The 26,619-nt window shown below is 56.7% G+C and carries 23 protein-coding genes; 17 read left to right on the top strand and 6 right to left on the bottom strand.

Translation table 11 applies throughout. From position 1 onward, the window contains the following. Positions 1 to 154 precede the first annotated feature (154 nt). Both mgtE and prmC read left to right on the top strand, forming a co-directional pair. A complete protein-coding gene (mgtE, locus tag H2Z84_RS01870; protein WP_439823296.1) occupies positions 155 to 1,519 on the top strand; it encodes a magnesium transporter in 1,365 nt (454 codons plus the stop codon). A 2-nt stretch (positions 1,520 to 1,521) separates the two neighbouring features. Beyond that, the gene (gene prmC / locus H2Z84_RS01875) at positions 1,522 to 2,343 is read left to right on the top strand and encodes a peptide chain release factor N(5)-glutamine methyltransferase (protein ID WP_181834469.1); all 822 of its coding nucleotides are present in this window, start codon (positions 1,522 to 1,524) and stop codon (positions 2,341 to 2,343) included. A 391-nt stretch (positions 2,344 to 2,734) separates the two neighbouring features. On the opposite strand, the gene H2Z84_RS01880 is transcribed toward prmC, so the two are convergent. Further along, positions 2,735 to 3,214, bottom strand: a complete 480-nt coding sequence (locus H2Z84_RS01880; protein WP_059287093.1) for an FKBP-type peptidyl-prolyl cis-trans isomerase — start codon at positions 3,212 to 3,214, stop codon at positions 2,735 to 2,737. Between the two features lie 139 nt (positions 3,215 to 3,353). Here H2Z84_RS01880 and H2Z84_RS01885 point away from each other — a divergent pair, with 139 nt between their 5' ends. Together H2Z84_RS01885 and H2Z84_RS01890 are read left to right on the top strand one after the other, a co-directional pair. After that, entirely contained in the window at positions 3,354 to 4,487 is a 1,134-nt protein-coding gene (locus H2Z84_RS01885) for a ribosomal protein uL16 3-hydroxylase (RefSeq protein WP_181834470.1), read from the top strand. A 264-nt stretch (positions 4,488 to 4,751) separates the two neighbouring features. Further along, on the top strand, positions 4,752 to 4,964 hold the full coding sequence (locus H2Z84_RS01890) for a hypothetical protein (RefSeq protein ID WP_045847607.1): 213 nt from the start codon (positions 4,752 to 4,754) through the stop codon (positions 4,962 to 4,964). Between the two features lie 134 nt (positions 4,965 to 5,098). On the opposite strand, the gene bamC is transcribed toward H2Z84_RS01890, so the two are convergent. Together bamC and dapA are read right to left on the bottom strand one after the other, a co-directional pair. After that, complete coding sequence (bamC, locus tag H2Z84_RS01895; RefSeq protein ID WP_181834471.1) at positions 5,099 to 6,259, bottom strand: NlpB/DapX family lipoprotein; 1,161 nt, start codon at positions 6,257 to 6,259, stop codon at positions 5,099 to 5,101. Between the two features lie 24 nt (positions 6,260 to 6,283). After that, a complete protein-coding gene (gene dapA / locus H2Z84_RS01900; protein ID WP_181834472.1) occupies positions 6,284 to 7,159 on the bottom strand; it encodes a 4-hydroxy-tetrahydrodipicolinate synthase in 876 nt (291 codons plus the stop codon). Positions 7,160 to 7,333: 174 nt separating this feature from the next. Between dapA and H2Z84_RS01905 the strand changes: the two genes are divergently transcribed. Both H2Z84_RS01905 and fabG read left to right on the top strand, forming a co-directional pair. Next, positions 7,334 to 8,965, top strand: coding sequence for an ABC-F family ATPase (locus tag H2Z84_RS01905; RefSeq protein WP_124644727.1), 1,632 nt, complete (start codon positions 7,334 to 7,336; stop codon positions 8,963 to 8,965). Positions 8,966 to 9,236: 271 nt separating this feature from the next. Next, on the top strand, positions 9,237 to 9,977 hold the full coding sequence (fabG, locus tag H2Z84_RS01910) for a 3-oxoacyl-ACP reductase FabG (RefSeq protein ID WP_181834473.1): 741 nt from the start codon (positions 9,237 to 9,239) through the stop codon (positions 9,975 to 9,977). 65 nt (positions 9,978 to 10,042) lie between these two features. Here fabG and cysB read toward each other — a convergent pair whose 3' ends face one another. After that, positions 10,043 to 10,987, bottom strand: coding sequence for an HTH-type transcriptional regulator CysB (cysB, locus tag H2Z84_RS01915; protein ID WP_124644728.1), 945 nt, complete (start codon positions 10,985 to 10,987; stop codon positions 10,043 to 10,045). A 120-nt stretch (positions 10,988 to 11,107) separates the two neighbouring features. Between cysB and H2Z84_RS01920 the strand changes: the two genes are divergently transcribed. The 8 genes from H2Z84_RS01920 (at position 11,108) to ispH (ending at position 20,330) form a co-directional block, all read left to right on the top strand. Further along, positions 11,108 to 11,812 carry a phosphoadenylyl-sulfate reductase gene (locus H2Z84_RS01920; protein ID WP_181834474.1) on the top strand — a complete coding sequence of 235 codons (705 nt, stop codon included), beginning with the start codon at positions 11,108 to 11,110 and terminating at the stop codon, positions 11,810 to 11,812. Between the two features lie 46 nt (positions 11,813 to 11,858). After that, positions 11,859 to 13,517: a nitrite/sulfite reductase gene (locus H2Z84_RS01925; RefSeq protein ID WP_181834475.1), complete on the top strand. Its 1,659-nt coding sequence runs from the start codon at positions 11,859 to 11,861 to the stop codon at positions 13,515 to 13,517. Beyond that, entirely contained in the window at positions 13,501 to 14,013 is a 513-nt protein-coding gene (locus H2Z84_RS01930) for a DUF934 domain-containing protein (protein WP_181834476.1), read from the top strand. The genes H2Z84_RS01925 and H2Z84_RS01930 overlap by 17 nt, the downstream gene beginning before the upstream one ends. A 238-nt stretch (positions 14,014 to 14,251) precedes the next feature. Next, positions 14,252 to 14,929: an OmpA family protein gene (locus H2Z84_RS01935; protein ID WP_181834477.1), complete on the top strand. Its 678-nt coding sequence runs from the start codon at positions 14,252 to 14,254 to the stop codon at positions 14,927 to 14,929. A 129-nt stretch (positions 14,930 to 15,058) separates the two neighbouring features. Then, positions 15,059 to 15,994 (top strand): bifunctional riboflavin kinase/FAD synthetase, encoded by a 936-nt coding sequence (locus H2Z84_RS01940; protein WP_181834478.1) that lies wholly within the window; start codon positions 15,059 to 15,061, stop codon positions 15,992 to 15,994. Continuing rightward, positions 15,991 to 18,777 carry an isoleucine--tRNA ligase gene (gene ileS / locus H2Z84_RS01945; protein WP_181834479.1) on the top strand — a complete coding sequence of 929 codons (2,787 nt, stop codon included), beginning with the start codon at positions 15,991 to 15,993 and terminating at the stop codon, positions 18,775 to 18,777. The genes H2Z84_RS01940 and ileS overlap by 4 nt, the downstream gene beginning before the upstream one ends. Positions 18,778 to 18,853: 76 nt before the next feature. Continuing rightward, entirely contained in the window at positions 18,854 to 19,345 is a 492-nt protein-coding gene (gene lspA, locus H2Z84_RS01950; protein WP_258869262.1) for a signal peptidase II, read from the top strand. Positions 19,346 to 19,397: 52 nt separating this feature from the next. Next, complete coding sequence (ispH, locus tag H2Z84_RS01955; protein ID WP_181834481.1) at positions 19,398 to 20,330, top strand: 4-hydroxy-3-methylbut-2-enyl diphosphate reductase; 933 nt, start codon at positions 19,398 to 19,400, stop codon at positions 20,328 to 20,330. Positions 20,331 to 20,402: 72 nt separating this feature from the next. Here the strand turns inward: ispH and iclR are convergent, their stop codons facing one another. Beyond that, complete coding sequence (iclR, locus tag H2Z84_RS01960) at positions 20,403 to 21,245, bottom strand: glyoxylate bypass operon transcriptional repressor IclR (protein WP_181834482.1); 843 nt, start codon at positions 21,243 to 21,245, stop codon at positions 20,403 to 20,405. A 286-nt stretch (positions 21,246 to 21,531) separates the two neighbouring features. On the opposite strand from iclR, the gene gcl reads away from it, so the two are divergent. Genes gcl through H2Z84_RS01975 form a run of 3 tightly spaced genes read left to right on the top strand, consistent with a single transcriptional unit; the run spans position 21,532 to position 24,992 of the window. Next, a complete protein-coding gene (gene gcl / locus H2Z84_RS01965) occupies positions 21,532 to 23,277 on the top strand; it encodes a glyoxylate carboligase (RefSeq protein WP_181834483.1) in 1,746 nt (581 codons plus the stop codon). Between the two features lie 30 nt (positions 23,278 to 23,307). Continuing rightward, the gene (hyi, locus tag H2Z84_RS01970) at positions 23,308 to 24,087 is read left to right on the top strand and encodes a hydroxypyruvate isomerase (RefSeq protein WP_181834484.1); all 780 of its coding nucleotides are present in this window, start codon (positions 23,308 to 23,310) and stop codon (positions 24,085 to 24,087) included. A gap of 20 nt (positions 24,088 to 24,107) precedes the next feature. Next, positions 24,108 to 24,992: a 2-hydroxy-3-oxopropionate reductase gene (locus H2Z84_RS01975; protein ID WP_181834485.1), complete on the top strand. Its 885-nt coding sequence runs from the start codon at positions 24,108 to 24,110 to the stop codon at positions 24,990 to 24,992. A 356-nt stretch (positions 24,993 to 25,348) separates the two neighbouring features. On the opposite strand, the gene H2Z84_RS01980 is transcribed toward H2Z84_RS01975, so the two are convergent. After that, positions 25,349 to 26,608, bottom strand: coding sequence for a urate hydroxylase PuuD (locus H2Z84_RS01980; protein WP_181834486.1), 1,260 nt, complete (start codon positions 26,606 to 26,608; stop codon positions 25,349 to 25,351). Between the last annotated feature and the right edge of the window lie 11 nt (positions 26,609 to 26,619).

The raw sequence follows: 26,619 nt of genomic DNA on the forward strand, positions 1-26,619 counted from the left end.
TTGCACATGGACTTACCCAGTTACCCCATAGCCGCTGGCTACCCCCTTTCCCGTAGTTGATTCCCGCCGTTCCGACTGTGCTGCCCAGCTTCTGTCGCCCCGGCGGAAGGAGTTGTGCTTGACGGTTGTCGAAAAAAAACAAACTGCTGAACGATTGAGCGAAAGCCTGGCCGAGGTACAACGGCTGATTGAGCTGCATCACGAGCGCGATGAGCGTGCGGCTGCCGCTAATGTGCTGCAAGAGCTGGAGCAAAGGCTGCAAAGCCTGCACCCGGCGGATATTGCCTACATCCTGGAAGCCTTGCCGCTGGACGAGCGCTTGCTGGTGTGGGAACGCGTCAAGTCACAACAGGATGGTGACATCCTGCTGGAAGTTTCCGATGCGGTGCGCGAAACCCTGATCGAATCCATGGAGCCGGACGAACTGGTTGCGGCCGCGCGTCAGCTGGATACCGATGAGTTGGCTGACCTCGCTGGCGACCTGCCGCGTCAGGTGGTCTACGAAGTGATGGGGGAGCTGGATGAAGCCGAGCGCGAACAGTTGCAATCGGCCCTGTCCTATCCGGAGGGCAGCATCGGCGCGCTGATGGACTTCGAGCTGGTGAAAATCCGGGCCGATGTCAGTTGCGAAGTGGTATTGCGCTATCTGCGGCGCTTCGATGAGCTGCCACATCAGACCGACAAGATTTTCGTACTGGATGCCCAAGAAGTGCTGTGTGGTGTACTGCCTTTGCGCAGCCTGCTGGTAGCTGACCCGGAACAAATGGTGTCCGAAGTCATGGCGACCGAGGTCGTGTCCTTTCAGCCGGAAGACGAAGCGCGCGATGCTGCACTGGCTTTCGAGCGCTACGATCTGGTATCGGCCCCGGTGGTCGACGAGCGTGGTGCGCTGATTGGCCGGCTCACCGTGGATGAAATGGTCGACGTCATGCGCGAGGAGTCAGACAGCGAAGTGCTGAATCTGGCGGGCCTCAAGGAAGAAGAAGACCTGTTCGCCCCGGTGGTGGATTCGGTAAAGAATCGCTGGTCATGGCTGGCCATCAATTTGTGCACTGCCTTTGTCGCTTCGCGGGTAATCGGTGCGTTTGAACATTCCATCAACCAGTTGGTGGCGCTGGCGGCTCTGATGCCTATTGTGGCCGGTATCGGTGGCAATTCGGGCAACCAGACCATCACCATGATTGTGCGGGCGCTGGCCATGGGGCAGATGCAGATCGGCCAGGCCTGGCGGCTGTGGCGCAAGGAGCTGGGTGTCAGCATTATCAATGGTCTGGTCTGGGGTGGTGCCATTGGCCTGATTGCCTGGGCCCTGTATGGACGACTATCGCTGGGGCTGGTCATGCTGGCAGCCATGACGCTCAATCTGATGTTGGCAGCCACCATGGGCGTGCTGATTCCTTCGCTGATGCAAAAACTGGGGCGTGACCCGGCGCTGGGTTCCAGCGTGCTGATCACCGCCTGTACCGACTCTGGTGGTTTCTTCATCTTTCTCGGCCTGGCCACTCTTTTCCTGCTCTAGACATGCTGACACTGCAACAGGCGCTGCGACGCCATCCCTTGCCCCGGCTGGAAGCGCGCATGCTGCTGCAGCATGTGCGTCCTGGTTTGACCCATGCCCGGTTGATTGCTGATCCCGATCTGCTGTTGAGCGAAGCGGAAACCAGCCAGTTCGAGCAACTGGCTCTGCGCCGGCTGCAGGGTGAGCCCATGGCCTATCTACTGGGCGAACGCGAGTTCTATGGCCGCAACTTTCGGGTCAGCCCGGCGGTGTTGATTCCCCGCCCGGAAACCGAACATCTGGTCGAGGCTGCATTAGAACGGCTGGGGCAGGCACCGGCGCAAGTGGTTGATTTGGGCTGTGGCAGCGGGGCCATTGCCATTACGCTGGCGCTGGAAGCAGCGGCCTGGGTGGTGTCGGCAGTGGATCTGTCACCGGATGCCTTACAAGTCGCCATGGGCAATGCACAGCAGTTGGGCGCAAGTGTTCGTTTTCAGCAGGGCAGCTGGTATCAGCCACTGGGTGAGTTGGCTGGCTTTGATTTGATTGTTTCCAATCCGCCATATATCGAACAGCACGACCATCATCTCGCCGAAGGTGATGTGCGCTTTGAGCCACGCATGGCACTGACCGATGAGCATGACGGTCTGAGTTGCCTACGCGAGATCATTGCTGGCGCGCCGGCACGCTTGAAAGCCGGAGGCTGGCTGATGCTGGAGCATGGTTTCGATCAGGGAGACGTCGTGCGCCAGTTGCTGCGCTCTGCCGGCTTGCAGAATGTGGCGACCCTGCCGGACCTTGCCGGGCTGGACCGGGTAAGCATAGGGCAGATGGCGGATAACTGAGCCGTGATTTGCTCTTTGTTGCTGTATTGCGCGGGTGTGCTGCGAATCGGCTGTTTGTCGGTGAATCATTCGTGCTTGCTTGCCTTGCATCAAGGGGATGGTTTGATTACAACGGCATGCTGGCGCCTGCGCTATTCCTGAGGGATTGTCTGCAGGTGTAGATAGCTGGATGGTGAGGTCAGTCAATGTGGGGACGGCGTGTGGCCTGTCTGCTAGGGCAGGCTGTGCGATATCTCTGTATTGGGCGTCCGGACCAGAGCGGCATACCAGCTAGCACTCTTCGGTGAGTGCTAGCTTGAAATGAAAACAGGCGTAGCCCTTGTCCCGTGAACGGGACTCAAGCTGCGCCTATTTGAGCACAGACAGACCGGCATATGCCGGTCGTCATGGCTTAGTGGTGGTGGCCGTGGGCACCGTGTACATGGCCGTGGCTGAGTTCTTCAGCAGTGGCCGCGCGCACTTCGGTTACCTTGGCAACGAAACGGATGGTCTGGCCAGCCAGCGGGTGGTTAGCATCAACAATGGCTTTGCCGTCAGCGATGTCGGTGACACGGAACAGCAGCACATCGCCGGTTTCCGGATCGTCGGCTTCGAACATCATGCCAACTTCAACATCTGCCGGGAATACGTCCAGATCTTCGACGCGAACCAGCTCTTCTTCCGGATCACCGAAGGCATCATCCGGGGTCAGCTTGACGTCCACGGAGTCGCCAACTGCCTTGCCGTGCAGTGCCTCTTCCACCAGCGGGAAGATGCCATCATAGCCACCGTGCAGGTAGGCAATCGGTTCTTCGGTTTTGTCGAGGAGAGTATTCTCCGCGTCGAACATCTCGTAGTGGAGGGTAACGACGGTATCTTTGGCGATTTGCATCAGAAATTGTCCGGGATGAAATGAAAAATCTTGACAGGGCAGGGAGCGCGAGTCTTCCTTCTCCTGCAAGGAATGGTGCGGAACAGCCGCTTGAACGTATTGTAAACCATAGAAGGGCCTGCAAGCCCGTGAAACTGCCATGAAACCGATGACATTGCTGGGTGGACTCACCCCTGAAGAGTTCCTTCAAGATTACTGGCAAAAAAAACCTTTGCTGATTCGCGGCACACTGACTGATGTGGGGCCGCATGTTGATTTCAAATGCCTGTCCGAGCTGGCGATGCAAGAGGATGTTGAATCGCGCCTGATCGAAAACCGTAACGGTAAATGGCATCTGGAGCGTGGCCCCTTCCGTCCCGCCCGTTTCCGCAAGCTGGGAGAAACCGACTGGACCATTCTGGTACAGAACGTCAATCATCACTTGCCGCATATCGACAAAATCCTGTGGCAATTCGATTTTATCCCCTTCTCCAGGCTGGACGACCTGATGATCAGCTATGCCCCGCCGGGTGGCACGGTCGGGCCGCATTTCGATTCCTACGATGTTTTCCTGCTGCAAGTAGGAGGGAGCAAGCGCTGGCAGATATCTTCCCAAGCAGATGATGATTTCATCCCGGATGCGCCCATCAGGGTATTGCAGGATTTCCGTGTTGAAGAGGAGTTCGTACTAGAGCATGGCGATATGCTTTACCTGCCCCCCAAGTGTGCACACTATGGTGTGGCGCTGGAGCCGGGGATGACCTATTCAATCGGCTTCCGTGCTGCGCCGACGCAGGAATTGGCCACACAGTTCCTGGTGTACATGCAGGATCGCATCTGCCTGGAAGGACGCTACGCCGACCCGGAGCTGCAACGCCAACCGGATCCGGCACGCATCAGTGACGAGATGGTGGACAAGGTCAGCCAGATGCTGAGCCAGATTAGCTGGGACAAACAGATTGTCAGCGACTTTCTCGGCCACTATCTGACAGAACCCAAGCCACATGTATTCTACGATGCGCCTGACGATGAGCTGGACGAAGACGAATTTGCTGCTGCGCTGGCCGAGTCGGGTATTGAACTGGACCGCAAGAGCCTTATCCTGTTCCGCAATGAAATGTTCTATTGCAATGGTGAGCTTCTCGAAATCGAACCGGATGATGTTGCTGTGTGGCAACAGTTTGCTAACCAGCGCCGCTTGTCGGCTGCAGACATCAGGCCGTCGTTATTGGATCAGCTGTACCAAGGATACTTAACTGGTTATTGGCATTTTCCGCAGTCTGTAGCAAAATAACCACATCAGATGTTCAAATGTACACATAGCAAGGCTGCTACCCCGCATGGATTGGCGTTCAAACGTCTATTTTGCCGGGAATGCTGCATTGCGGGAGGTTGCAGTAGGGTTGGTGGCGTTTTTGCTGGCTTGCCCCCCTACACAGCAATTTTTTTCGTGATACAATTTGCGCACTGAAAGATTTTCAGTCGCCCAGTCATATCCAAAACAGCTTGGGCGATTAAATTGACGTCTTGTTAACTTATCTTTAAAGGTCAAGAAAAAATGAAACAGTCGCTCCTCGTTGCTGCCCTGCTGGCCGTTGCTCTGTCCGCTTGCGGTAAGAAAGCTGATGCTCCGGCTGAAGCTTCCGCTCCTGCTGTTGAAGCTTCCGCTCCGGCTGCTGATGCTTCCGCTCCGGCTGCTGACGCTTCCGCTCCGGCTGCTGACGCTTCCGCTGCTGCTGCTTCCGCTCCGGCTGCTTCCGCTGCTCAGTAATTCAGCGCGAAAGCACCAAAAACCGGCTTCGGCCGGTTTTTTTACGTCCATGCTCCGGAAGGCTGATGTTTGTTCCGGCGCTGGTAAGAAAAAAGCCCGCTTGTGCGGGCTTTTCGTCTAGGAATGTACTGGCTTTACTGCAGTTCGGTCTGAAGCTTGGACAGGACAGATTTGGCAAAACTGTCGGACAGCTGTTTGCCTTGTTTGTCTTGTACTGCAAGCGTGCTTAGACCATTGCCGACATCCTTGACCAGAATGCGGTATTCCGGCCCGGTGGGGTTGCTGCTCTTGTCTTCAGTGTCCTTGCTCTTCCAGAAAGCCAGGCTTGACCAGAAGCCACCACTGGAACTGTTGTCGTTCTTGTCCAGCTCACCCTTGGCAGGCTTCACATAGTAAATGCCTTGCGAGCGGTCGCGATCATTGACGACCAAGCCGATACGATCCAGAGCCAGGCCTACACGGCGCCAGGCGCGGTCAAAGCTGTCGTTGATGTTCAGCTTGCCATCGACAATGGCTTCTTTAGGCTTGTCTGCTACTGTCTGCGTTTGCTTGAGCGCTTCCTTGGCCTTCTCCTCGGTAATGCCCATGCGGATCATGAAGCGACCCAGCAATTCGGCTTCCAGATTCGGGTCGACTGGACGGGGCTGCCACATGGTGTCCGACTTGCCTTCGTTGATGAAGGTTTCGTACATGCCACGATGTGAGAAGTAGATTTCGGTGCCGTTAGTGGTTTTTTCCAGACGGATGCGGAATTTGTCGCGCTCCGGAGTCGACATCGCGCCGCCCAAGCCCACGGTTTCCATCAGCTTGCGAATACCATCCGCTGGCAGCTTGGCACGATTTTCGGCCCAGTCGGTTTCCATGATGCCAAGGTCAGGCTCTTCGGTTTTGATGACAAAACCATTTTCCTGCCAAAAGGCTTTCAGTACCGGCCACAATTCGGCAGGTGACTTGCCCTTCACGGCGAGCCAACGCTGGGTGCCCGCACGCTCCATGGTGATGTTGTCGATGCTCTTGATGGCAACCGTTTCAGTCGTTACCGGCTGTGTTGCTGCTTGCTGTGCGGCGGCGGCATTGTTGCTATTGGCCAGAGCCGATGCAGTGCCGGTCGACGGGATCACATATTTGTTCTGGATTTGGGGGGTGGTCAGGTCTGGTGGTACTTCCAGCGAGTTACCCAGTTTCGGCGGCTCGGCGGACTTGTAGTCCAGTTTCTTTTCCAGCGGGTTGGAGGTGCTGCAACCGGCGAGGATGCCGGTTGCCAGCAGAATCGCGGCGGGCGCGCTTCGTTTCATGCGGACTCCCTTGTCGTCAGGGGGTTAGATGAGTTCAGCCTGCTTCATGGCGGCGGTCAGTTGCGGGCGCAGACTTTCCGACATGACATGAAGGGGCAGGCGGATACCGGCAGGGATCAGACCCAGCTCTTGCAGTACCCATTTGGCCGGAATCGGATTGGGTTCGGCAAACAGCTGCTTGTGCAGACCCTGCAACTTGTCATTCAGTTCGCGAGCCAGCGCAGCATTGCCAGCGATGGCGGCGTCACACATCTGGCTCATCAGTTTCGGTGCCACGTTGGAAGTAACCGAAATCACCCCATTGCCTCCGCACAGCATGAAAGCCATGCCAGTGGCGTCATCGCCAGAATACAGCGCGAAATTCTTAGGAACACGGCTGATGAGGTCGCAGGCGCGGCCGATATCGCCGGTGGCGTCTTTAAGGCCGATGATGCCGGGTACCTGAGTCAGACGCAGCACCGTGTCGTTGTTCATGTCGGCAACGGTACGTCCCGGTACGTTATACAGGATCACCGGGATGTCGACACTTTCTGCAATGGCGCGGAAGTGGCGGTACATGCCTTCTTGGGTCGGCTTGTTGTAGTAGGGCACGACAGACAGGGTCATGTCGGCACCAGCCTGTTTGGCATGTGCGGCCAGTTCGATGGCTTCGGCGGTGGAGTTTGCCCCGGTGCCAGCGATCACCTTGACGCGTCCCTTGGCTTGTTTGATGACGGCTTCGACTACCTGCATGTGTTCAGCAACGGCCAGGGTGGCGGATTCGCCAGTGGTGCCGACGGCGACAATGCCGCTGGTTCCGTTTTCGATGTGGAAATCAACGAGGCGGGAGAGCGATTCGAAGTCGACCCGACCATCTGTGGTCATCGGGGTGACCAGGGCAACCAAGCTACCGGTAAGCATAGTTCTGCCTAACTCTAGGGATGAGGATTCAAAGTCTTCGATTGTAGCGGAATTCCCCTACGGGGCAAAAGCATGTCATCGCATTTGGTGCTGAGCGCCGGATTGTCCGGCTGATGTGATAGAATCCACGGTTTTTCCGATACTTACGGCTGGACTGGCTGAAGGATCTCAAGCGTGATTACCACTAGCAACATTACCATGCAGTTTGGCGTGAAGCCTTTGTTTGAAAAGGTTTCCGTCAAGTTTGGCGAAGGCAACCGTTATGGCCTGATTGGTGCCAACGGTTCCGGCAAATCGACATTTATGAAAATTCTGGGCGGTGACCTGGAGCAGACCAGTGGCGAAGTGGCCATTGAAAACGGTCTGCGCCTGGGCAAACTGCGTCAGGATCAGTTTGGCTACGAAGAGCAGCGGGTCATCGATGTCGTGCTGATGGGCCACACCGAAATGTGGTCGGCGATGAGCGAACGCGACGCCATTTACGCCAATCTCGAAGCCACCGAAGATGACTACATGCATGCGGCTGAACTGGAAGCCAAGTTCGCCGAGTACGATGGCTATACTGCCGAGGCCCGTGCGGGTGAGCTGTTGATGGGTGTGGGCATTCCGGTCGAGCAACATTTCGGCCCGATGAGCGAAGTGGCTCCTGGCTGGAAGCTGCGTGTTTTGCTGGCGCAGGCGCTGTTCTCCAACCCGGATATCCTGTTGCTGGACGAACCAACCAACAACCTGGACATCAATACCATTCGCTGGTTGGAAAATGTGCTGAACGAGCGCAATTCCACCATGATCATCATTTCGCATGACCGTCACTTCCTGAACTCCGTGTGTACCCACATGGCGGATCTGGACTACAACACCATTCGTATCTATCCGGGTAACTACGACGATTACATGATCGCCTCCACCCAGGCACGCGAACGTCAGTTGTCGTCCAATAGCAAGGCCAAGGAACGTATCCAGGAGCTGCAGGAGTTCGTGGCACGCTTCTCGGCCAACAAGTCCAAGGCACGCCAGGCCACTTCCCGCCTGAAGCAGGTGGATAAGCTGAAGTCCGAGATGGTGGATGTAAAGCCATCCAGCCGTCAGAGCCCGTTTATCCGCTTTGAAACCGACGATCGCTTCAAGCTGCATCGTCAGGCGGTTGAAGTGGAAAGCCTGAACAAGGCCTACGACAACAAAGTGCTGTTCAAGGATATGAGTTTCATCCTGGAAGCGGGCGCCCGCCTGGCGGTGATCGGCCCGAACGGCGCCGGTAAGACTTCGCTGGTCAAGTTGCTGGCTGGCGCCTTTGAAGCACGTCTGGCCGAAGGCCTGACTGCCGACTACGGCAATATCAAGTGGGCGGAAAAAGCGCAGATCGGTTATTTCGCCCAGGACCACGAAGCCGAGTTCGACAGCGACATGACGCTGACCGAATGGATGCGCGAGTGGGGCCAGGAAGGCGACGACGAGCAGGTTATCCGCGGTACGCTGGGCCGGTTGTTGTTTGGTGGCGACGAGGTGACCAAGCCGGTGCGCGTACTGTCCGGTGGCGAGAAGGGCCGCATGCTGTATGGCAAGCTGCTACTGCAAAAGCCGAATGTGATGATCATGGACGAACCGACCAACCACATGGACATGGAGTCCATTGAGGCGCTGAACATGGCGCTGGAAAAGTACAAGGGAACACTGATTTTCGTGTCGCACGACCGTCAGTTCGTCAGCTCGCTGGCAACTCATGTACTGGAGCTGGATGGCAAGGGTGGTTATGACTATTACACCGGTAATTACGAGGATTATCTGGCCAGCAAGGGCCTGGAGTAAGCCGGAATACACGCTGCTGGCCTTGCCTTTGTCATCGCAACAGGCCGGCTAGAGCGATTGCTTTACCGACGGGAGCAGGTGCGCTATATTGCAGTGCGACATTGTGTTGCGCTGCAATAACGACAGCGCACGATGCTCCCGTTTTTACGTAGTGCCCACATAATAATTACAAGACAAGAACAGGAACCTGATCTCGAATGGGTCGATGGTGGAGCCCGAAGTCGACCCGTGATCGGGTTGCCTGCAACCTCAAGTTAATGAAGGAAGAACCATGCGATTGAAAGGGAAAGTCTCCATCATCACTGGCGGTGCCAGCGGCATCGGCAAGGCTACTGCGGAAAAGTTCGTCAAGGAAGGCGCTATCGTTGCCGTCTGTGACCTGAACCTTGACGTTGTCAATGCGGTGGTGGAAGAACTGAAGGCTCTGGGCGGGGAGGCTGTCGGCTACCAGGTAAACGTAACGGACAAGGCGCAGATCGCCGATATGGTTGGTGATCTGAAAGCACGCTTTGGCCGCATCGACGTACTGGTGAACAATGCGGGTATCGTGATGGACGCCCAACTGATCAAGATGACCGACGATCAGTTCGACAAGGTGATCGACATCAACCTGAAGGGCGTATACAACTGCGCTCGTGCCGTGGTGGATACCATGGTGGAGCAGGGTAGTGGCGTCATCCTGAACGCATCCTCGGTCGTCGGCGTTTATGGCAACTTTGGCCAGACCAACTACGCCGCCACCAAGTTCGGTGTGATCGGCTTTGTCAAGACCTGGGCCAAGGAATTGGGCAAAAAGGGCATTCGCGCCAACGCCGTATGCCCGGGCTTTGTCGCTACCCCGATCCTGAAATCCATGCCGGAAAAAGTGATCCAGGCCATGGAAGACAAGGTGCCGATGAAGCGCATGGCTGACCCGTCCGAAATCGCTAATGTCTATGCCTTCTTGGCATCGGACGAAGCCAGCTACATCAATGGCGCAGCGATCGAAGTGACCGGTGGCCTGACGCTGTAATTGCGGCTTGTCATCAGAACAAACGCCCCGGCATGCCGGGGCGTTTGTTTGTCTGGCATATTGCTTCAGTCGTCCAGATCGCTGTCGTGGGCCAGCAAGGCTGCGTCTACTTCACGTCGGTGCAGGTGGGGAGCAAACAGTTCAACAAAGGTGTAGGCAAAGCCACGCAGATAGGCATCCTTGCGAATACCGATCTTGGTGGTGGACGGCTCGAACAGATGACCAGCATCGATGATGCGCAAACCGGCATCACGGTTTGGCTCGAACGCCATGCTTGCGATGATGCCGATACCCAGGCCAAGCGACACATAGGTCTTGATCACATCGGTATCAATAGCCGTGAGCACCACATTCGGACTTAGCCCCTGATCAGCAAATGCCTTGTTGATTTTCGAGCGGCCAGCAAAGGCAAAGTCGTAAGTGACAATCGGATAACTGGCGATATCGGCCAGTGTAATGGGGCGCTCCAGCTGCAATAGCGGGTGATCCTGCGGCACCACAATCGAGCGGTTCCATTCGTAGCAGGGCAGCATCGCCAGCTCTTTGTAGAGCGCAATGCCTTCGGTCGCCACCGCCAGATCGGCCTCGCCGGACACGACCATTTCGCAGATCTGGGTCGGACTGCCCTGTTTGATGGAGAGCCTGACCTTGGGGTAGCGTTGCACAAAGGCCGCAATCGTGGGGGGCAAGGCGTAGCGGGCCTGGGTATGGGTGGTGGCAATGGTCAGCGCACCTTCCGATTCCCGCGAAAATTCGTCACCTACCCGTTTCAGGTTCTGAGCTTCACGTAGAATTCGCTCGGAAATGCGCAGTACTTCCTTGCCCGGCTCGGAAACCGACACCACGCGCTTGCCGTTGCGGATGAATACCTGAATGCCCAACTCGTCTTCCAGCAGGCGAATCTGTTTGGAAATGCCGGGCTGAGAAGTGTGCAGCTTTTCCGCTGCTTCGGAGACATTCAGGCCCTGTTTGGCCACTTCGACCAGATAGCGCAGCTGTTGCAGTTTCATAAGACGGGCATATTCCATAAAACCTGTAGGCATTAAATACTAACACAATATTCTTTTAGGTTTATATGGGGCATGGGTAGGATGGTGCCCTAGCCAGACTATACCTATGTGGAGCGCTCGATGAGCCTGGATGTAAAACTTGCTGCAACCCAAGCCTTGCTGGCGGATATTGCCGCCAAGCACCCGGATGCGGTGCTGGCCAATAGCTATGGTGCCGAAGACATGGTGCTGACCGATCTGATCGCCCGCCTGGCCCTGCCGCTGCAGGTGTTCAGCCTGGACACCGGGCGCTTGCCAGTGGAAACCTACACCCTGATGCAGCAGGTCGCCGAGCGCTACCCGGCGTTGCCGGTCAAGGTGTACTTCCCGCAGACCGATGCCACTGAAACCTACGTCAATACCCATGGTATCAATGGCTTCTATCACAGCGTGGAACTGCGCAAATCCTGTTGCCAGATTCGCAAGATCGAGCCGCTGAAGCGCGCACTGGCGGGGAAATCAGCCTGGATTACTGGCCTGCGCCGCGAGCAGTCGCCGACACGTCAGGATTTGGGCAATCAAGAGTTCGATGCCGACAATGGGCTGATGAAATTCAATCCACTGATCGAGTGGACCGAGGCCGAAGTGTGGGAATACATCCGCAGTAACGATGTGCCCTATAACGCCCTGCACGATCAGCGTTACCCCTCCATTGGCTGTGCGCCCTGTACCCGCTCGATCACGGTGGGTGAGGACGTGCGTGCGGGTCGCTGGTGGTGGGAAAATCCAGAATCCAAAGAGTGCGGCCTGCACATCAAGGCAAGCCCGCTCAAGCGCCCAGCATAAGGCTGGCCGGCCAACATAGGCCAACCTTACCCAAGGACATCCAACCATGTACCGTTATGATGAAGTCGACCACCGCATTGTGCGCGAGCGTGTCGAGCAGTTTCGTGATCAGACTCAGCGTTTTCTGGCGGGTCAGCTGTCCGAAGATGAATTCCGCCCGCTGCGGCTGATGAATGGCCTTTATGTACAGCGCCACGCTCCCATGCTGCGCGTGGCCATTCCCTATGGGCATCTGGCGAGCCGCCAACTGCGCAAGCTGGCGCACATCGCCCGCCAGTACGATAAAAGCTATGCCCACCTGACCACGCGGCAGAATATCCAGTTCAACTGGCCGGAACTGGCGCGGGTACCGGATATTCTGGCCGAACTGGCCGAAGTGGAAATGCATGCCATCCAGACCTCTGGCAACTGTGTGCGCAATACCACTACCGACGCCTTCGCCGGCGTCGCACAGGACGAATTGCTGGACCCACGCGCCTACTGCGAAATCATTCGCCAGTGGAGCACCCTGCATCCGGAGTTCGCTTTCCTGCCACGCAAGTTCAAGATTGCCGTTTCCGGCAGCGTGGAAGACCGCGCGGCCACCCAGGTGCACGATATCGGCCTGCATGTGGTGCGCAACGAGGCCGGTGAAGTGGGCTTCAAAGTGATTGTTGGTGGTGGTCTGGGCCGTACGCCGATTGTTGGTGAAGTGGTCAAATCCTTCCTGCCTACTCGCCACTTGCTGACCTACCTGGATGCCGTGTTGCGGGTGTACAACCGCTTTGGCCGACGCGACAACAAATACAAGGCGCGCATCAAGATCCTGGTCAAGGCCATGACGGTGGAGGCCTTTGCCGCCAAGGTGGAAGACGAATGGCTACATCTGAAGAATGGTCCGTCCACCCTGCGTGATGTCGATGTCGCACACTATGCCGCCTTCTTCATCGACCCAGACTATGAACAGCTGTCCGCTAATCCGCCAGAATTCAGCAGCAAGCTGGCTGAAGAACCGGCCTTTGCTCGCTGGGTTGAGCGCAATACCCGTCTGCACAAGCGTGCCGGCTATCGCTCAGTTGTACTGTCGCTGAAGAAAACCGGCGTGCCGCCGGGTGATATCAGTGCCGAGCAAATGGACGCAGCTGCCGACTGGGCCGACCGTTTCGGTTATGGCGAACTGCGGGTAGCCCATGAACAAAACCTGATTCTGCCGGATGTGCGCGAGCGCGACCTGTATGAGGTTTGGCAACTGGCCAAGAGCCAGGGTTTTGCCACGCCGAACATCGGCCTGCTCACTGACATCATCTGCTGCCCGGGTGGTGACTTCTGCAGCCTGGCCAATGCGCGCTCGATTCCGGTGGCGGAAGCCATCCAGACGCGCTTCGAGGACCTGGATTACCTGTTTGATCTGGGTGATATCGACTGCAATTTCTCCGGTTGCATGAATGCTTGTGGTCATCATCACATCGGCAATATCGGCATTCTGGGCGTCGATAAAAATGGCGAGGAGTGGTACCAGATCACTCTCGGTGGCAGTCAGGGCAGCCACACCACCATCGGCAAGGTGATTGGTCCTTCGTTTGCCCAGGCCGATGTGCCCTTGGCTTTCGAAAAAATCATGACCGTGTATCTGGAGCAGCGCGCTACCGGCGAGCGCTTTATCGAAACCGTACGCCGCATTGGCCTCGACCCCTTCAAGGAACGCGTTTATGCAAAGCATCATTAAAGACGGACAGATTGTTCAGGATAGCTGGCAAATCCTGCGTGCCGATGCCGAAGGGCAGTATCCCGCGGTAGCAGCCGACGTCGACGTGATTGTTCCGCTGGCGCAATGGCTGGCTGACAAGGCCGTCTGGCAAGCTCGTTCGGGCAAGACTGCGGTCTGGCTGTCTCCTGCGGATGACCCGCAGCTGCTGGCGGCCGACCTGGCTGCATTGCCGCTGGTAGCCGTAGATTTTCCGGCGTTTACCGATGGTCGCGGTTACAGTCTGGGGCGACTGTTGCGCGAACGATACAGCTATGCCGGTGAGTTAAGAGCTCTGGGCGACGTGTGGGTGGATTTGCTGCACTATCTCTGGCAGGTTGGCTTCAATGCCTTTGAAATCAAGGATGGCAAAGCGATTGATACGGCACTGTCCGGATATGACACCTTCACGGAACGCTACCAGTCTACCCATCGTGAACCGGTTCCCCTGTTTCGTCGCCGTGTAACATCGCTGTGATAGTGTCGTGTGAATGATACAGAAGTGCTGAGTTTGGCCTGAATTTTGATGCTTTTTTGCAACATTTTGTCAGTGGCGGCCGTCGCGCTGTGTTGACACCGGGTGGACGCATTTCTATAGTGCCCGTTAACTGCATAAACACAGTTTGGCGCTTACCCTGTTGTTTGCAGTAGAATTGTCCGCGTGGTGTTTGCGTCAACCGCATCAATACCGATTCATAGATAAAAGAGGGAATAATATGACTAAACAGCTGAAACTGAGCGCCCTGGTTGCTGCTCTGCTGGTTTCTGCTAGCGCGTTCGCAGCTAAGCCGGGCTACACCGTAGATCAAACCACTGATGCCGTTTCCCGTAACAACTACGGCGAATGCTGGCACACCACCTACTTCGACAAGGCCAAGGATGGTCTGGTTGAGTGTGGCGATCGCGAAGCTGCTAAGCCGGTTGCTCCGGTAGCGCAAGCTCCGAAGGCTGCTCCGGTTTCCGTGAAGGAACACGTAACCCTGTCCGCCAAGGTTCTGTTCAACTTCGACAAGGCTACCCTGCGTGCTGATGCCAAGAACGAACTGGATCCGCTGGTTGCCAAGCTGAAGGCTCACGCTGGTCAAGGTGTTCTGAACGGTGTTGAAATTGACGGTTATACCGACTTCATGGGTACCGACAAGTACAACAACGCTCTGTCCCAGAAGCGTGCTGATGCTGTTAAGGAATACTTCGTAAACGCCGGTGTACCGGCTGAGAAGGTTGCTGCAGTTGGCAAGGGCAAAGCTGATGCCAAGATGACCGACGAGTGCAAGTCCAAGTTCCCGAAGTATGCCAAGAACAAGAAGCAAAATGCTGAAATCAAGGCCTGCATCGAGCCGGATCGTCGTGTTGACGTAGTGATCGACGCCGTTAAGGTTACCACCCAGCAGTAATCTGCTACGGTAGACCTGAAAAGCCCCACATCTGTGGGGCTTTTTTGTTTTGCTCGTCTTCTGCACTTGGCTGGACGCTGCGCGGTACCCACGGCTACAATCGTAGGTTTTCAGGATGCTAGGCCGCACATGCAGGTATTTCTAGGAGACCCGCGGCGCTTTGGGCTCGCTGGCTGCGCCTTGACCATCGGCAATTTCGATGGTGTGCATCTGGGCCACCAGCACATGCTGCAGCGACTCAAGGACGAGGCCAAGGCCCGTTCCTTGCCCACTGCGCTACTGACGTTCGAACCACACCCGCGTGAGTTTTTTACCCGTAGCAATCCACCGGCCAGGCTGTCCACCTTGCGCGACAAGTTTGCCTTTCTGCGCGAACTGGGCCTGCTGGATTACGTGTTTGTCTTTCGTTTTAACCAGCGTTTTTCTGGAATGAGCGCAGAAGCATTTATCCATGATGTGCTGGTACGCGATCTGAAAACCCGCTATCTGCTGATCGGTGACGATTTCCAGTTCGGTGCTGCGCGCAAGGGTAATTTCGATTTGTTGTCCGCCTGTCCGGATTTTGTTACCGAGGCCATGCCGTCGGTACTCGTTCAGGGGGAGCGCGCCTCCAGTACGCTGGTGAGAGAGCGGCTGGCGCTGGGTGACCTGGATGCGGCCAATGCCCTGCTGGGGCGCTGCTATCAGCTGTCTGGCAAGGTGATGCATGGGCAGAAACTGGGGCGAACCATCGGTTTCCCCACCATCAATGTCCATCTGCCACATTTGAAGCCGGCCTTGCAGGGCGTGTTTGTGGTAGTAGTAGAAACCCCCTTTGGCCGCAAGGGTGGTGTGGCCAGCCTGGGGCTGAACCCAACGGTCAGCACCAGCAGCGACTACAAACTGGAAGCACATCTGTTTGATTTCTCTGGCGATCTGTATGGCCAGCGTGTCACGGTACGCTTCCTGAAGAAACTGCGCGATGAAGAGCGCTATGATAATTTGCCGGCATTGGTAGCACAGATCGAACGCGATGCTGCCAGTGCCCATACCTATTTGACCAGTTTGCAGCGAGAGCAGGCATGAGCATCGATTACCGTAAAACCGTCAACCTGCTGGATACCCCGTTCGCCATGCGAGGGGATCTGGCCAAGCGCGAACCTGCCTGGGTCAAGCGCTGGCAGGAACAGAAGCGCTACGACAAGGTGCGTAAGCTGTCTGCTGGCCGTCCCAAATTCATCCTGCATGATGGCCCGCCGTATGCCAATGGCGATATCCATATCGGCCATGCCGTCAACAAGGTGCTGAAGGACATCATTGTCCGCTCCAAGACTCTGGCCGGCTTTGATGCCCCCTACGTGCCGGGCTGGGATTGTCATGGCCTGCCCATCGAGCTGATGGTGGAAAAGCTGCACGGCAAAGCGATTCCGGCGGCCAAGTTCCGCGAGCTGTGTCGAGAATATGCCAAGGAGCAGATTGCCCGTCAGAAAAAGGACTTCATCCGTCTGGGCGTGCTGGGTGATTGGGACAATCCCTATCTCACCATGGACTTCAAAACCGAAGCCGACATCGTGCGCACATTGGGCACGATCTACAGCAATGGCTATCTGTTCAAGGGTGAGAAGCCGGTGCACTGGTGTATCGAGTGCGGCTCGGCACTGGCCGAGGCCGAAGTCGAATACGAAGACAAGAACTCCCCGGCTATTGATGTTGGTTTCAAGGTGCTGGACAGCGACAAGCTGGCAGCAGCGTTTGGCTTGACCGAACAGCAGGTGAGCGATGCCCGTGCGGTCATCTGGACCACCACGCCCTGGACCCTGCCGGCCAACCAGGCGGTGGCGGTGAGCGCCACGCTGACTTACCAGTTGATCGACACCCCCAAGGGCAAGCTGATCCTGGTGAAGGAGCTGGCCGAGTCGGCCCTGCAGCGCTATGGTTTTGCCGAAACCGTCGTCCTAGGTGAAACCACTGGTGCGCAACTGGACATGATCCAGCTGCAACACCCGTTCTATGCACGCAGCGTACCGCTGATCTGCGGCGACCACGTTACCACCGACGCGGGTACTGGTCTGGTGCACACTGCGCCGGCGCACGGTCTGGAAGACTTCCAGGTGGGGCAGCAATATGGCCTGCCCATCGATAATCCGGTCGCCGACGATGGCCGCTACAAATCCACCACCGAACTGTTTGCTGGTCTGACCGTATGGGAAGCCAACCCCAAGGTCATCGAGACGCTGGAGCAACATGGCTCCCTGATTCATCAGGCGCGCCTGCTGCACAGCTACCCGCACTGCTGGCGTCACAAGACCCCGATCATTTTCCGTGCGACAGCCCAATGGTTCATCGGCATGGACAAGGCCGGCCAGGATGGCGTGGCGCTGCGTGAGCGTGCCAAGAGCGCAGTCGATGCCACCGAATTCTTCCCGGCCTGGGGGCGTGCCCGTCTGGAAGCCATGATTGGCAATCGTCCTGACTGGTGTGTCTCGCGCCAGCGTAACTGGGGCGTGCCGATGACCTTCTTCGTGCACAAGGAAAGCGGTGAGCTGCATCCGCGTTCGCTGGCTTTGCTGGAAGAAGTGGCGCTGCGCATCGAACAGCAGGGTATCGAAGCCTGGTTCAGCCTGGATGCACGTGAACTGCTGGGTGACGAGGCCGAACAGTATCGCAAGCTTTCCGACACGCTGGACGTGTGGTTCGATTCCGGCTCCACCCACTTTGCCGTGCTCAAGCAGCGTGCCGAGCTGGCCTGGCCGGCCGACCTGTATCTGGAAGGCAGCGATCAGCATCGTGGCTGGTTCCAGTCCTCCTTGCTCACTGGCTGCGCCACCATTGGCCGCGCACCGTACAAGCAATTGCTGACCCATGGTTTTGTAGTGGATGGCAAGGGCCTGAAAATGTCCAAGTCCAAGGGCAATGTGGTGGCCCCGCAGAAGGTGAATGACAGCCTGGGCGCCGACATCCTGCGCCTGTGGGTGGCATCGACTGATTACTCTGGCGAACTGGCCATTTCCGACGAAATTCTCAAGCGGGTGACCGAGAGCTACCGTCGTCTGCGCAATACCCTGCGTTTCCTGCTGGCCAACCTGTCGGATTTCGATCCGCTGGACAATGCCGTGCCGTTTGGCGAGATGCTGGAACTGGATCAGTACGCCTTGCTGATGGCGCGCCAGGTGCAGGAGCGGGTAGCGGGTGAGCTGTACACCCGTTATGCCTTTCACCATGCGATGCAGGAAGTGGTTAACTATTGCTCGGAAGATCTGGGCGCCTTCTACCTCGACATCATCAAGGATCGTCTGTACACCACCCAGGCCGACAGCCGTGCCCGTCGTAGCGCCCAGACCGCCTTGTACCACCTCAGCCGCAGCCTGCTGCTGCTGATCGCACCGGTGCTGTGCTTTACCGCTGATGAAGCGTGGGAAGTACTGACCAAGAGCGAGGAAGAATCCACGCTCTTCCATACCTGGCACGAGTTCCCGGCCCTTAGCAGCGCCAGTGAGCAAGCCTTGCAGCAGAAGTGGGATGCCATCCGCAGCTTGCGCGCCCAGGTCAACAAGCAGATTGAAGAGTTGCGCAGTGCTGATCAACTGGGTTCCTCACTGCAGGCTGAGCTTGATATCGAAGCTGCGGGTGATCTGTATCAGCAACTGGCCAGCTTGGGCGATGACCTGAAGTTTGTACTGATTGTCTCGGCTGCACGAGTCAAGGAAGCAGATGAAACCCGCATCACGGTAACACCGTCCACCTATCAGAAATGTGAGCGTTGCTGGCACTATCGTGCCGATGTCGGGTCACACGCTGGTCATGGCGCGGTGTGTGGACGCTGCGTGGACAATATCGATGGCAAGGGCGAAAGTCGGGCTCACGCCTGACCTAGCCTGAGCCGGCTCCCGGGTTACTGCCCGGGAGCGTCCTAGCGGCAAGGGATGTAATGCAATGGAATCCGTAATGAGTGCGCCTCACGCCAAAAGCTGGCCCAAGTGGATGGGGCTGGCACTGCTGGTCATCGTGCTGGACCAGTTGTCCAAGATCTATTTCAACAACCAGTATCAGTTTGGTGAAATGCGGGATGTCATTCCCGGCTATTTCAGCTTTACCCTGATCTACAACCCAGGTGCCGCCTTCAGCTTTCTGCGTGATGCCGGCGGCTGGCAGAAGTATTTGTTCACCCTGCTGGCGTTGAGCGTGTCCGGTTATCTGGGCTGGAACATCATCAAGGGGCGTTTTACCAGCCTGATGAATATCGCAGCCAGCTTCATCATCGGTGGTGCCATCGGCAATGTGATCGACCGCCTAGCCTATGGCCATGTGGTGGATTTCATCCTGGTGCATTACCAGCACAGCTGGTACTACCCGGCCTTCAATCTGGCTGACTCTTTCATCTGTGTTGGTGCCGTGCTGATGGTGCTGGACAGCATGAAACAGCCTAAATCTGCCTGATACCTGTTTTGCACCGTCGCCGCTGGCGGCGGTCTTTCTGTAAGGATTGCTGATGACGAAGACCATCATGCTGGCCAATCCCCGTGGCTTTTGTGCCGGGGTAGACCGGGCCATCGCCATCGTTGAGCGTGCCATCGAGAAGTTTGGTGCCCCCATTTATGTGCGTCACGAGGTGGTGCACAACCGCTTCGTGGTGGAAAACCTGCGTGCCAAGGGCGCGGTATTCATTGAAGAGCTGAAGGATGTGCCGGCAGGCAGCACCCTGGTGTATTCGGCCCATGGTGTACCACTGTCAGTGCGGGCCGAGGCCGAGGCCTTGGGGCTGCAAGTATTCGATGCCACCTGTCCGCTGGTGACCAAGGTGCATGTCGAGGTGAAACGCATGCATCAGGCGGCAATGGAAATCGTGATGATCGGCCATGCGGGCCACCCAGAGGTTGAGGGCACCATGGGGCAGGTAGATGGCGGCATGTATCTGGTGGAAAACGTTGTCGATGTTACCCGTTTGCAGGTTCGAAACCCCGAGGCATTGTCCTATGTCAGCCAGACCACGCTGTCCGTGGATGAGACCCGCGATATCATTACCGCGCTGAAGGCACGATTCCCCGGCATCACCAGTCCGAAGAAGGATGATATCTGCTATGCCACGCAGAATCGTCAGGATGCGGTCAAGGTATTGGCCAATGAGTGCGATATCGTGATCGTGGTAGGCTCGCCCAACAGCTCCAATTCCAATCGCCTGCGTGAGGTTGCGGCACTGAAGGGAGTTGATGCGTATATGGTCGACAATGCCAGCCTGCTGCAGGAAGCCTGGTTTACCGGCAAGCAGCGTGTGGGTGTGACTGCTGGAGCCAGTGCGCCTGAAGTGCTGGTACAGGCTGTCATCGATCAGATCAGGCAGTATGGTGCCGAAGAGATTTCTGAACTGGATGGTGTGGAAGAGTCGACAGTGTTTGCTTTGCCGGCTGGGCTGCGCGACAAATAGCGGTTTTTGCCAACTCAGAAAAAGGCCCTGCCATTATGGCAGGGCCTTTTTTTATTGCTTAGTTGGCTGTATTTAGCTGCTCTTTCTGGGCTTGCCGCCATAGCGATGGGTTATTTCACTGGCGGCCTGCATGATCAACGAGCCCAGATGAGTGATGCGCTCATCCGGGATGCGCGATTTGGGGCCAGACACTGAGATGGCGGCGAATGCCTGACCGCTTTCGTCATAGATGCAGCTGGCTACACAGCGCAGACCCAGCGCATGTTCACCATCATCAAAAGCAAAGCCTTGTTGCTGAATCCGTAGTAGCTGCTCTTTCAGCTGGGTGGGGGTGGTGATGGTGTGCTCGGTGTAATGCGGTAAGCCGGTTTTTTGCAGGATACGGTTCAAGTGTTCCGCATCCTGGGCGGCCAGAAACGCCTTGCCAGCAGCAGAAGCATGTAAGGGCAGCCGGCCGCCAATCGGGGCGAGCATGCGCATCAGCTCGCGGCATTGCACTTGTCCGACCACCACGCTTTGCCAGGCATCGGTATCGAATACCACCAGATTGCTGGTTTCGCCTGCGGCCTCCATGGTGCGGCGCAATACCGGCATGGCGAGTGTCGATAAATCGCGGCTGCCAAGAAAGCCGCTGCCTACGGTAAAGGCGCGCACGCCTATGCTCCATAGTCCCAGATCACCAGTCTGCTGCACAAAACCCATTTGCTGCATGGTGCTGAGCAGGCGATGCGTGGTGGAGTTGGGCAGGCCTACCTGCATGGAGAGGTCGGTCAACATGATGCCAGCTGGCGCTTCGGCAATCCGCTCCAGCAATACCAAGCCTCGGGTCAGTGATTGAACCTGGCCTGTGCTAGCGCTTCCGTTTTCTGCTCGTTTACGAGTGGGAGTACGCGGGGGGCTGTCTGCTTTGGCCATATATCCTCGTGGCGTGGGCGGATGGAGAAGTTCGTTGCGATTTTACGCCTTAGGTACAGTTGGGTGTAGCTATTACTGATTGCGTGGTGTTTTTTTACGAATTTGGTATCAATTTTCTTTTCTTATATTTTTGCAACAAAATGATTTTAATAGATAAAATACAGAAAATCAAAAAAATGGAAATCGTTTCCATTATTTGTTGACTATGTTTCTGTGCTGCGGGATAGTTGAAGCCATGCCGGGCCATGACCAAGGGGGTGAGGCCTGCCTAATTCAGGAGCAATCCATGGCCAAAATGAGAGCAATCGAAGCAGCCGTACATATCTTGATCAAGGAAGGGGTAGACACGGCCTTTGGCGTGCCGGGTGCTGCCATCAACCCGCTGTATGCAGCCATGAAAAAAATTGGTGGCATTCGGCATCTGTTGGCACGCCATGTGGAGGGGGCATCACACATGGCTGAGGGCTATACCCGCGCCCGCGCCGGCAATATCGGTGTTTGCATCGGCACGTCCGGCCCCGCTGGAACCGATATGATTACTGGCCTGTATTCTGCTGCAGCCGACTCCATTCCCATCCTGTGTATCACTGGCCAGGCTCCACGTTCCCGCTTGCATAAGGAAGATTTTCAGGCAGTCGATATCAAGGAGATCGCGCGGCCGGTAGCTAAATGGGCCACCACCGTCATGGAGCCTGCCCAACTGCCGGGAGCCTTGCAGCAGGCATTTCACCTGATGCGTTCCGGGCGACCCGGCCCGGTGCTGCTCGACCTGCCTTTCGATGTGCAGATGGCCGAGATCGATTTCGACCCGGAAACCTATCAACCGCTAGGCGTATTCAAGCCTGCCGCCAGTCGCGCTCAGTTGGAAAAGGCATTGGCCATGTTGATTGAGTCGGAGCGTCCGCTGATCGTGGCCGGCGGTGGGGTCATCAATGCCAATGCTTCGACACTGCTGACTACCTTTGCCGAAATCGTGCAGGTGCCGGTGATTCCTACTCTGATGGGCTGGGGCTGTATTCCGGACGACCATCCGCTAATGGCGGGAATGGCAGGCTTGCAGACCTCCCATCGCTATGGCAATGCCACCCTGTTGGCAGCGGATTTTGTCTTTGGCATTGGTAACCGTTGGGCCAATCGCCATACCGGTTCAATCGATGTCTATACCGCCGGGCGCAAGTTCGTGCACATCGATATCGAGCCTACCCAGATTGGCCGGGTGTTTGCGCCGGATTTCGGCATTGTGTCGGATGCCGCCAGCGCACTGACTCTGCTGATCGAAATCGCCCGTGAATGGCAGGAGCAAGGGCGCTTGCCAACCCGGCCTCAATGGCTGGCTGGCTGTCAGCAGCGCAAGAACAGCATGCTGCGACGTAGCAATCATTCGGACAGGCCAATCAAGCCGATGCGGGTTTATGAAGAAATGAACCGCTTTTTTGGCAAGAACACCCGCTATGTCAGCACTATCGGTCTATCGCAAATTGCGGCAGCGCAATTCCTGCATGTCTATCATCCGCGCAACTGGATTAATTGCGGCCAGGCTGGCCCACTGGGCTGGACTATCCCGGCTGCCATCGGCGCCAAGGTGGCGGATCCCTCCACCGCTGTCGTCGCCATTTCCGGCGATTACGACTTCCAGTTCATGCTGGAAGAGCTGGCCGTTGGCGCGCAGTTCCGCGTTCCCTATATCCATGTGTTGGTGAACAACAGCTACCTGGGTTTGATTCGTCAGGCACAGCGCCAGTTTGATATCGACTACTGCGTACAACTGAGTTTTGAAAACATCAATGCCCCGGAACTGGGCAGTTATGGCGTCGATCACGTTCGTGTGGTCGAGGGGCTGGGCTGCAAGGCCGTACGTGTTCGCGATCCAGAGCAATTGGCAGCGGGCTTGGCCGAGGCACAGCAACTGATGGAGCTGCATGCGGTGCCTGTGGTGGTAGAGGTGATTCTGGAAAGAGTCACCAATATCGCCATGGGGGCAGAAATCAATGCCATCAACGAATTCGAAGACATCATCGACCTGCCGGTCTGATCTGATCCTTACCATTATCGGGAGAGTCTTATGCCAAGATTTGCTGCCAATCTGACCATGTTGTTTGGCGAGGTCGATTTCTTGTCGCGCTTTCAGACGGCGGCCCAAGCTGGTTTTCGTGGCGTGGAGTATTTGTTTCCCTACCCCTACGACAAGCAGCAACTGGCTGAGCTGCTGGATAAACATCAATTATTGCAGGTATTACATAACCTTCCTGCCGGGAATTGGGAGGCAGGAGAGCGCGGCATTGCCTGCCTGCCTGACCGTGTCGGCGAGTTTCAGGATGGTGTGGGCGAGGCTATCGCCTATGCCAAGGCGTTGGGTTGTCGCCAACTGAATGTCCTGGCGGGTATTCGTCCGGCGCGGGCCGATGCCGACATGGTGGAGGAAACCCTACATCACAATTTGCGGTTTGCTGCCAATGCATTGCGGGCCGAGGGGATCAAATTGCTGGTGGAGGCCATCAATACCTTTGATATTCCAGGGTTTGCGCTATCTCGTACTCGCCAGGTACTGGATCTGATACGGGATATCGGTAGCGACAATCTGTTTGTCCAGTACGACATCTACCATATGCAGCGTATGGAGGGTGAGCTGGCGCAAACCTTGCAATCGCAATTGGCGCATATCGCCCACATCCAGCTGGCTGATAATCCAGGTCGGCACGAACCAGGCAGCGGTGAAATCAATTATCCCTATTTGTTCGGTTTGCTGGATGAAATCGGCTATCAGGGCTGGATTGGCTGCGAATACAAACCGCGCAATGGCACCCAGGCTGGTCTTGCCTGGGCCGAGCAGTATCTTTCCTGAACAGACAGAAGGAGATGGCAATGAAGATAGGATTCATCGGACTAGGCATCATGGGTGCCCCCATGGTCGGGCATCTCATCAACGCAGGCCATGACTTGTTTGTCCATTCGCGCAGCGGCCTGCCATCCTCGCTGGCGACCCAGCCACTGACTGTGTGTGACAGTGCCAGGCAGGTGGCCTTGCAGGCGGAAGTCATCATTTTGATGTTGCCGGACACCCCGGATGTCGGCGAGGTGCTGTTTGGAGCCGGCGGCGTGGCAGAAGCCGAACTGAGCGGCAAGACTATTGTGGACATGTCGTCGATTTCGCCATTGGAGACCAAACAGTACGCCAGCCGTATTGAAAAACTAGGTGGGTATTACCTGGATGCACCGGTATCCGGTGGCGAGGTAGGGGCCAAGGCGGGAACCCTGTCCATTATGGTCGGTGGACCGCTGGCGGTGTTTGAACAGTTGCTGCCTGTGTTGCAGTTGATGGGCAAAAACATCACCCGCGTGGGTGAGAATGGGGATGGCCAGACTGCCAAGGTAGCTAACCAGATGATTGTGGCACTCACCATAGAGGCCGTGGGCGAAGCACTGCTGTTTGCGGCACGTGCCGGTGCCGATCCGGCCAAGGTACGCCAGGCACTGTTGGGTGGTTTTGCCTCATCCAAGATTCTCGAAGTGCACGGCGAACGTATGGTCAAGCGGGCTTTTGATCCAGGCTTCCGGATATCCCTGCATCAGAAGGACTTGAATCTGGCTTTGTCCAGCGCCCAGAAAATGGCACTGGCATTGCCGGCAACGGCACTGGCACAGCAACTGTTCAATAGCTGTGTAGCTCAGGGTGGGGCTGCATGGGATCACAGTGCCATGGTCAGGGCGCTAGAACAATTGTCGGACTTTGCCATCCCGGCTCAGTAAGGCGGGCGGAGGCAAGTGATCATGAAGGTGATGTGACAAAGGGGCGGAGAAATCCGCCCCTTTGTCTTGCTGGCCTAATGAAGTGTGCAATAGATCAGGCCCGGGTGCTTCACTTGGGTCATTGGACCGACTGCCTGTGGTGCAAGTCTATTTTCTCTTGGCACGGCAGCAATGGTGCATATCCAATGCCTTGCTGGAAACCCTGCTGCAGCTGGTGGGCAGAGCGCTGGTTTGCCGCATGGATGGCCAGCTTTGTTATTGCCATGTCCAAACCGGCGAGACCCGCTGAGCTGAGCCCTGCCGTGGCTGAATCAATCAGACCGACGACAAGCGGCTCTACATGCAGTCTGCGGTCTTTATGGCTGCCATTGGGCAATCAGTTGGCGCTCCTCATCGCTCATCTTGGTTGTATTGGCCAGCGGCATATATTTGCTGGCGACGGCCTGTTTGATCTTGAGGTAATGCAAACGGATATCCCGCTCATTATCCAGCCTGATCCCCGCAGGTGGCGCGGCAAAACCTGGTTGGGTTGGTTTGGCGGCATGGCAGGCGATACAGCGTTCTTGCAGCACACTGGCAACACTTTGCATTCCACTGTCCTTGCCACTTTCCGTCGTGCTGGCGGGTATGGCCGCATTGGTATTGGCTGTGTTCGGACGGGGATTGGCTGGGGCGCTAGGTGCGCTGGACGGTGCGGCGATCATCCCGATGACTAGCAGCATGATGGCGCTGGCGGCTGGCAGGGTCAGTACGTTCTGACCACGATGACGCAGGACAAAATATTGCCTGATCAAGGCACCCGCCAAGATGAACAACACCATGATGAACCAGGCAGTGTCATTGCTATAGGAAAAGGCATAGTGGTTGCTGATCATCAGGAACACCACCGGCAGCGTGAAGTAGGTGTTATGCACGGATCTTTGCTTGCCACGCTTGCCGTCCAGCGGGTTGGGTGCCTCCCCGGCTTGCAATGCAGCCACCATGCGGCGCTGACCGGGGATGATCCAGAACAGCACATTGGCCGACATGCAGGTGGCCATGACCGCACCAGTCAGCAGAAAAGCAGCACGTCCCTGGAATACATGGGCGCTGAAGTACGCCACGCCAGCCATCATCAGTGCAACCGCCACGCTCAGCAGGCCATCGCGCTGCATTTCCGGGCTGATGCGGCGGCATAGTTCGTCATAAACCAGCCAGCCGAAGATGAGCAGGGCAATGGCTGCGATGTTCACCTCGGTCGGTGTCAGTACCGCTGCCCAGGCCCAAGGACTGGCTGGATTGGCCAGATAAACTGCCGGGTTACTCAGATAGAGCAGGCAGAACAAGGCAAATCCGGATAGCCAGGTGGTATAGGACTTCCAGAATGACCAGTGCAGCTTGTTGTCGAGCGGGAAGGGCGGCCGGGTCAGATATTTCTGGTTATGGTAAAAGCCTCCGCCGTGCACTGACGACATTTCACCCAGTAGATCGTAACGCGGATCTTGTTCTCCTTTGGGGGGGCTGAGGCTGTTGTCCAGCATGACGAAGTAGATGGACTCGCCAATCCAGGCAATGGCGGCGATCACGTGCAACCAGCGTAGCAGTAGGTTGCCAAACTCGAGGAGGTAGCTTTCCATGAGCGAAGTTC

Origin of the sequence: Aquitalea aquatica, from assembly GCF_013911085.1 — a bacterium.
GTDB classification, from domain to species: domain Bacteria; phylum Pseudomonadota; class Gammaproteobacteria; order Burkholderiales; family Chromobacteriaceae; genus Aquitalea; species Aquitalea aquatica.

What these genes read in the sequence shown, in the direction of transcription:
- prmC (WP_181834469.1), top strand. Translation starts at nt 1,522, where the DNA reads ATGCTGACACTGCAACAGGCGCTGCGACGCCATCCCTTGCCCCGGCTG.
- H2Z84_RS01880 (WP_059287093.1), bottom strand. Translation starts at nt 3,214, where the DNA reads ATGCAAATCGCCAAAGATACCGTCGTTACCCTCCACTACGAGATGTTC.
- H2Z84_RS01885 (WP_181834470.1), top strand. Translation starts at nt 3,354, where the DNA reads ATGAAACCGATGACATTGCTGGGTGGACTCACCCCTGAAGAGTTCCTT.
- H2Z84_RS01890 (WP_045847607.1), top strand. Translation starts at nt 4,752, where the DNA reads ATGAAACAGTCGCTCCTCGTTGCTGCCCTGCTGGCCGTTGCTCTGTCC.
- bamC (WP_181834471.1), bottom strand. Translation starts at nt 6,259, where the DNA reads ATGAAACGAAGCGCGCCCGCCGCGATTCTGCTGGCAACCGGCATCCTC.
- dapA (WP_181834472.1), bottom strand. Translation starts at nt 7,159, where the DNA reads ATGCTTACCGGTAGCTTGGTTGCCCTGGTCACCCCGATGACCACAGAT.
- fabG (WP_181834473.1), top strand. Translation starts at nt 9,237, where the DNA reads ATGCGATTGAAAGGGAAAGTCTCCATCATCACTGGCGGTGCCAGCGGC.
- cysB (WP_124644728.1), bottom strand. Translation starts at nt 10,987, where the DNA reads ATGAAACTGCAACAGCTGCGCTATCTGGTCGAAGTGGCCAAACAGGGC.
- H2Z84_RS01920 (WP_181834474.1), top strand. Translation starts at nt 11,108, where the DNA reads ATGAGCCTGGATGTAAAACTTGCTGCAACCCAAGCCTTGCTGGCGGAT.
- H2Z84_RS01925 (WP_181834475.1), top strand. Translation starts at nt 11,859, where the DNA reads ATGTACCGTTATGATGAAGTCGACCACCGCATTGTGCGCGAGCGTGTC.
- H2Z84_RS01930 (WP_181834476.1), top strand. Translation starts at nt 13,501, where the DNA reads ATGCAAAGCATCATTAAAGACGGACAGATTGTTCAGGATAGCTGGCAA.
- H2Z84_RS01935 (WP_181834477.1), top strand. Translation starts at nt 14,252, where the DNA reads ATGACTAAACAGCTGAAACTGAGCGCCCTGGTTGCTGCTCTGCTGGTT.
- H2Z84_RS01940 (WP_181834478.1), top strand. Translation starts at nt 15,059, where the DNA reads ATGCAGGTATTTCTAGGAGACCCGCGGCGCTTTGGGCTCGCTGGCTGC.
- ileS (WP_181834479.1), top strand. Translation starts at nt 15,991, where the DNA reads ATGAGCATCGATTACCGTAAAACCGTCAACCTGCTGGATACCCCGTTC.
- lspA (WP_258869262.1), top strand. Translation starts at nt 18,854, where the DNA reads ATGAGTGCGCCTCACGCCAAAAGCTGGCCCAAGTGGATGGGGCTGGCA.
- ispH (WP_181834481.1), top strand. Translation starts at nt 19,398, where the DNA reads ATGACGAAGACCATCATGCTGGCCAATCCCCGTGGCTTTTGTGCCGGG.
- iclR (WP_181834482.1), bottom strand. Translation starts at nt 21,245, where the DNA reads ATGGCCAAAGCAGACAGCCCCCCGCGTACTCCCACTCGTAAACGAGCA.
- gcl (WP_181834483.1), top strand. Translation starts at nt 21,532, where the DNA reads ATGGCCAAAATGAGAGCAATCGAAGCAGCCGTACATATCTTGATCAAG.
- hyi (WP_181834484.1), top strand. Translation starts at nt 23,308, where the DNA reads ATGCCAAGATTTGCTGCCAATCTGACCATGTTGTTTGGCGAGGTCGAT.
- H2Z84_RS01975 (WP_181834485.1), top strand. Translation starts at nt 24,108, where the DNA reads ATGAAGATAGGATTCATCGGACTAGGCATCATGGGTGCCCCCATGGTC.
- H2Z84_RS01980 (WP_181834486.1), bottom strand. Translation starts at nt 26,608, where the DNA reads ATGGAAAGCTACCTCCTCGAGTTTGGCAACCTACTGCTACGCTGGTTG.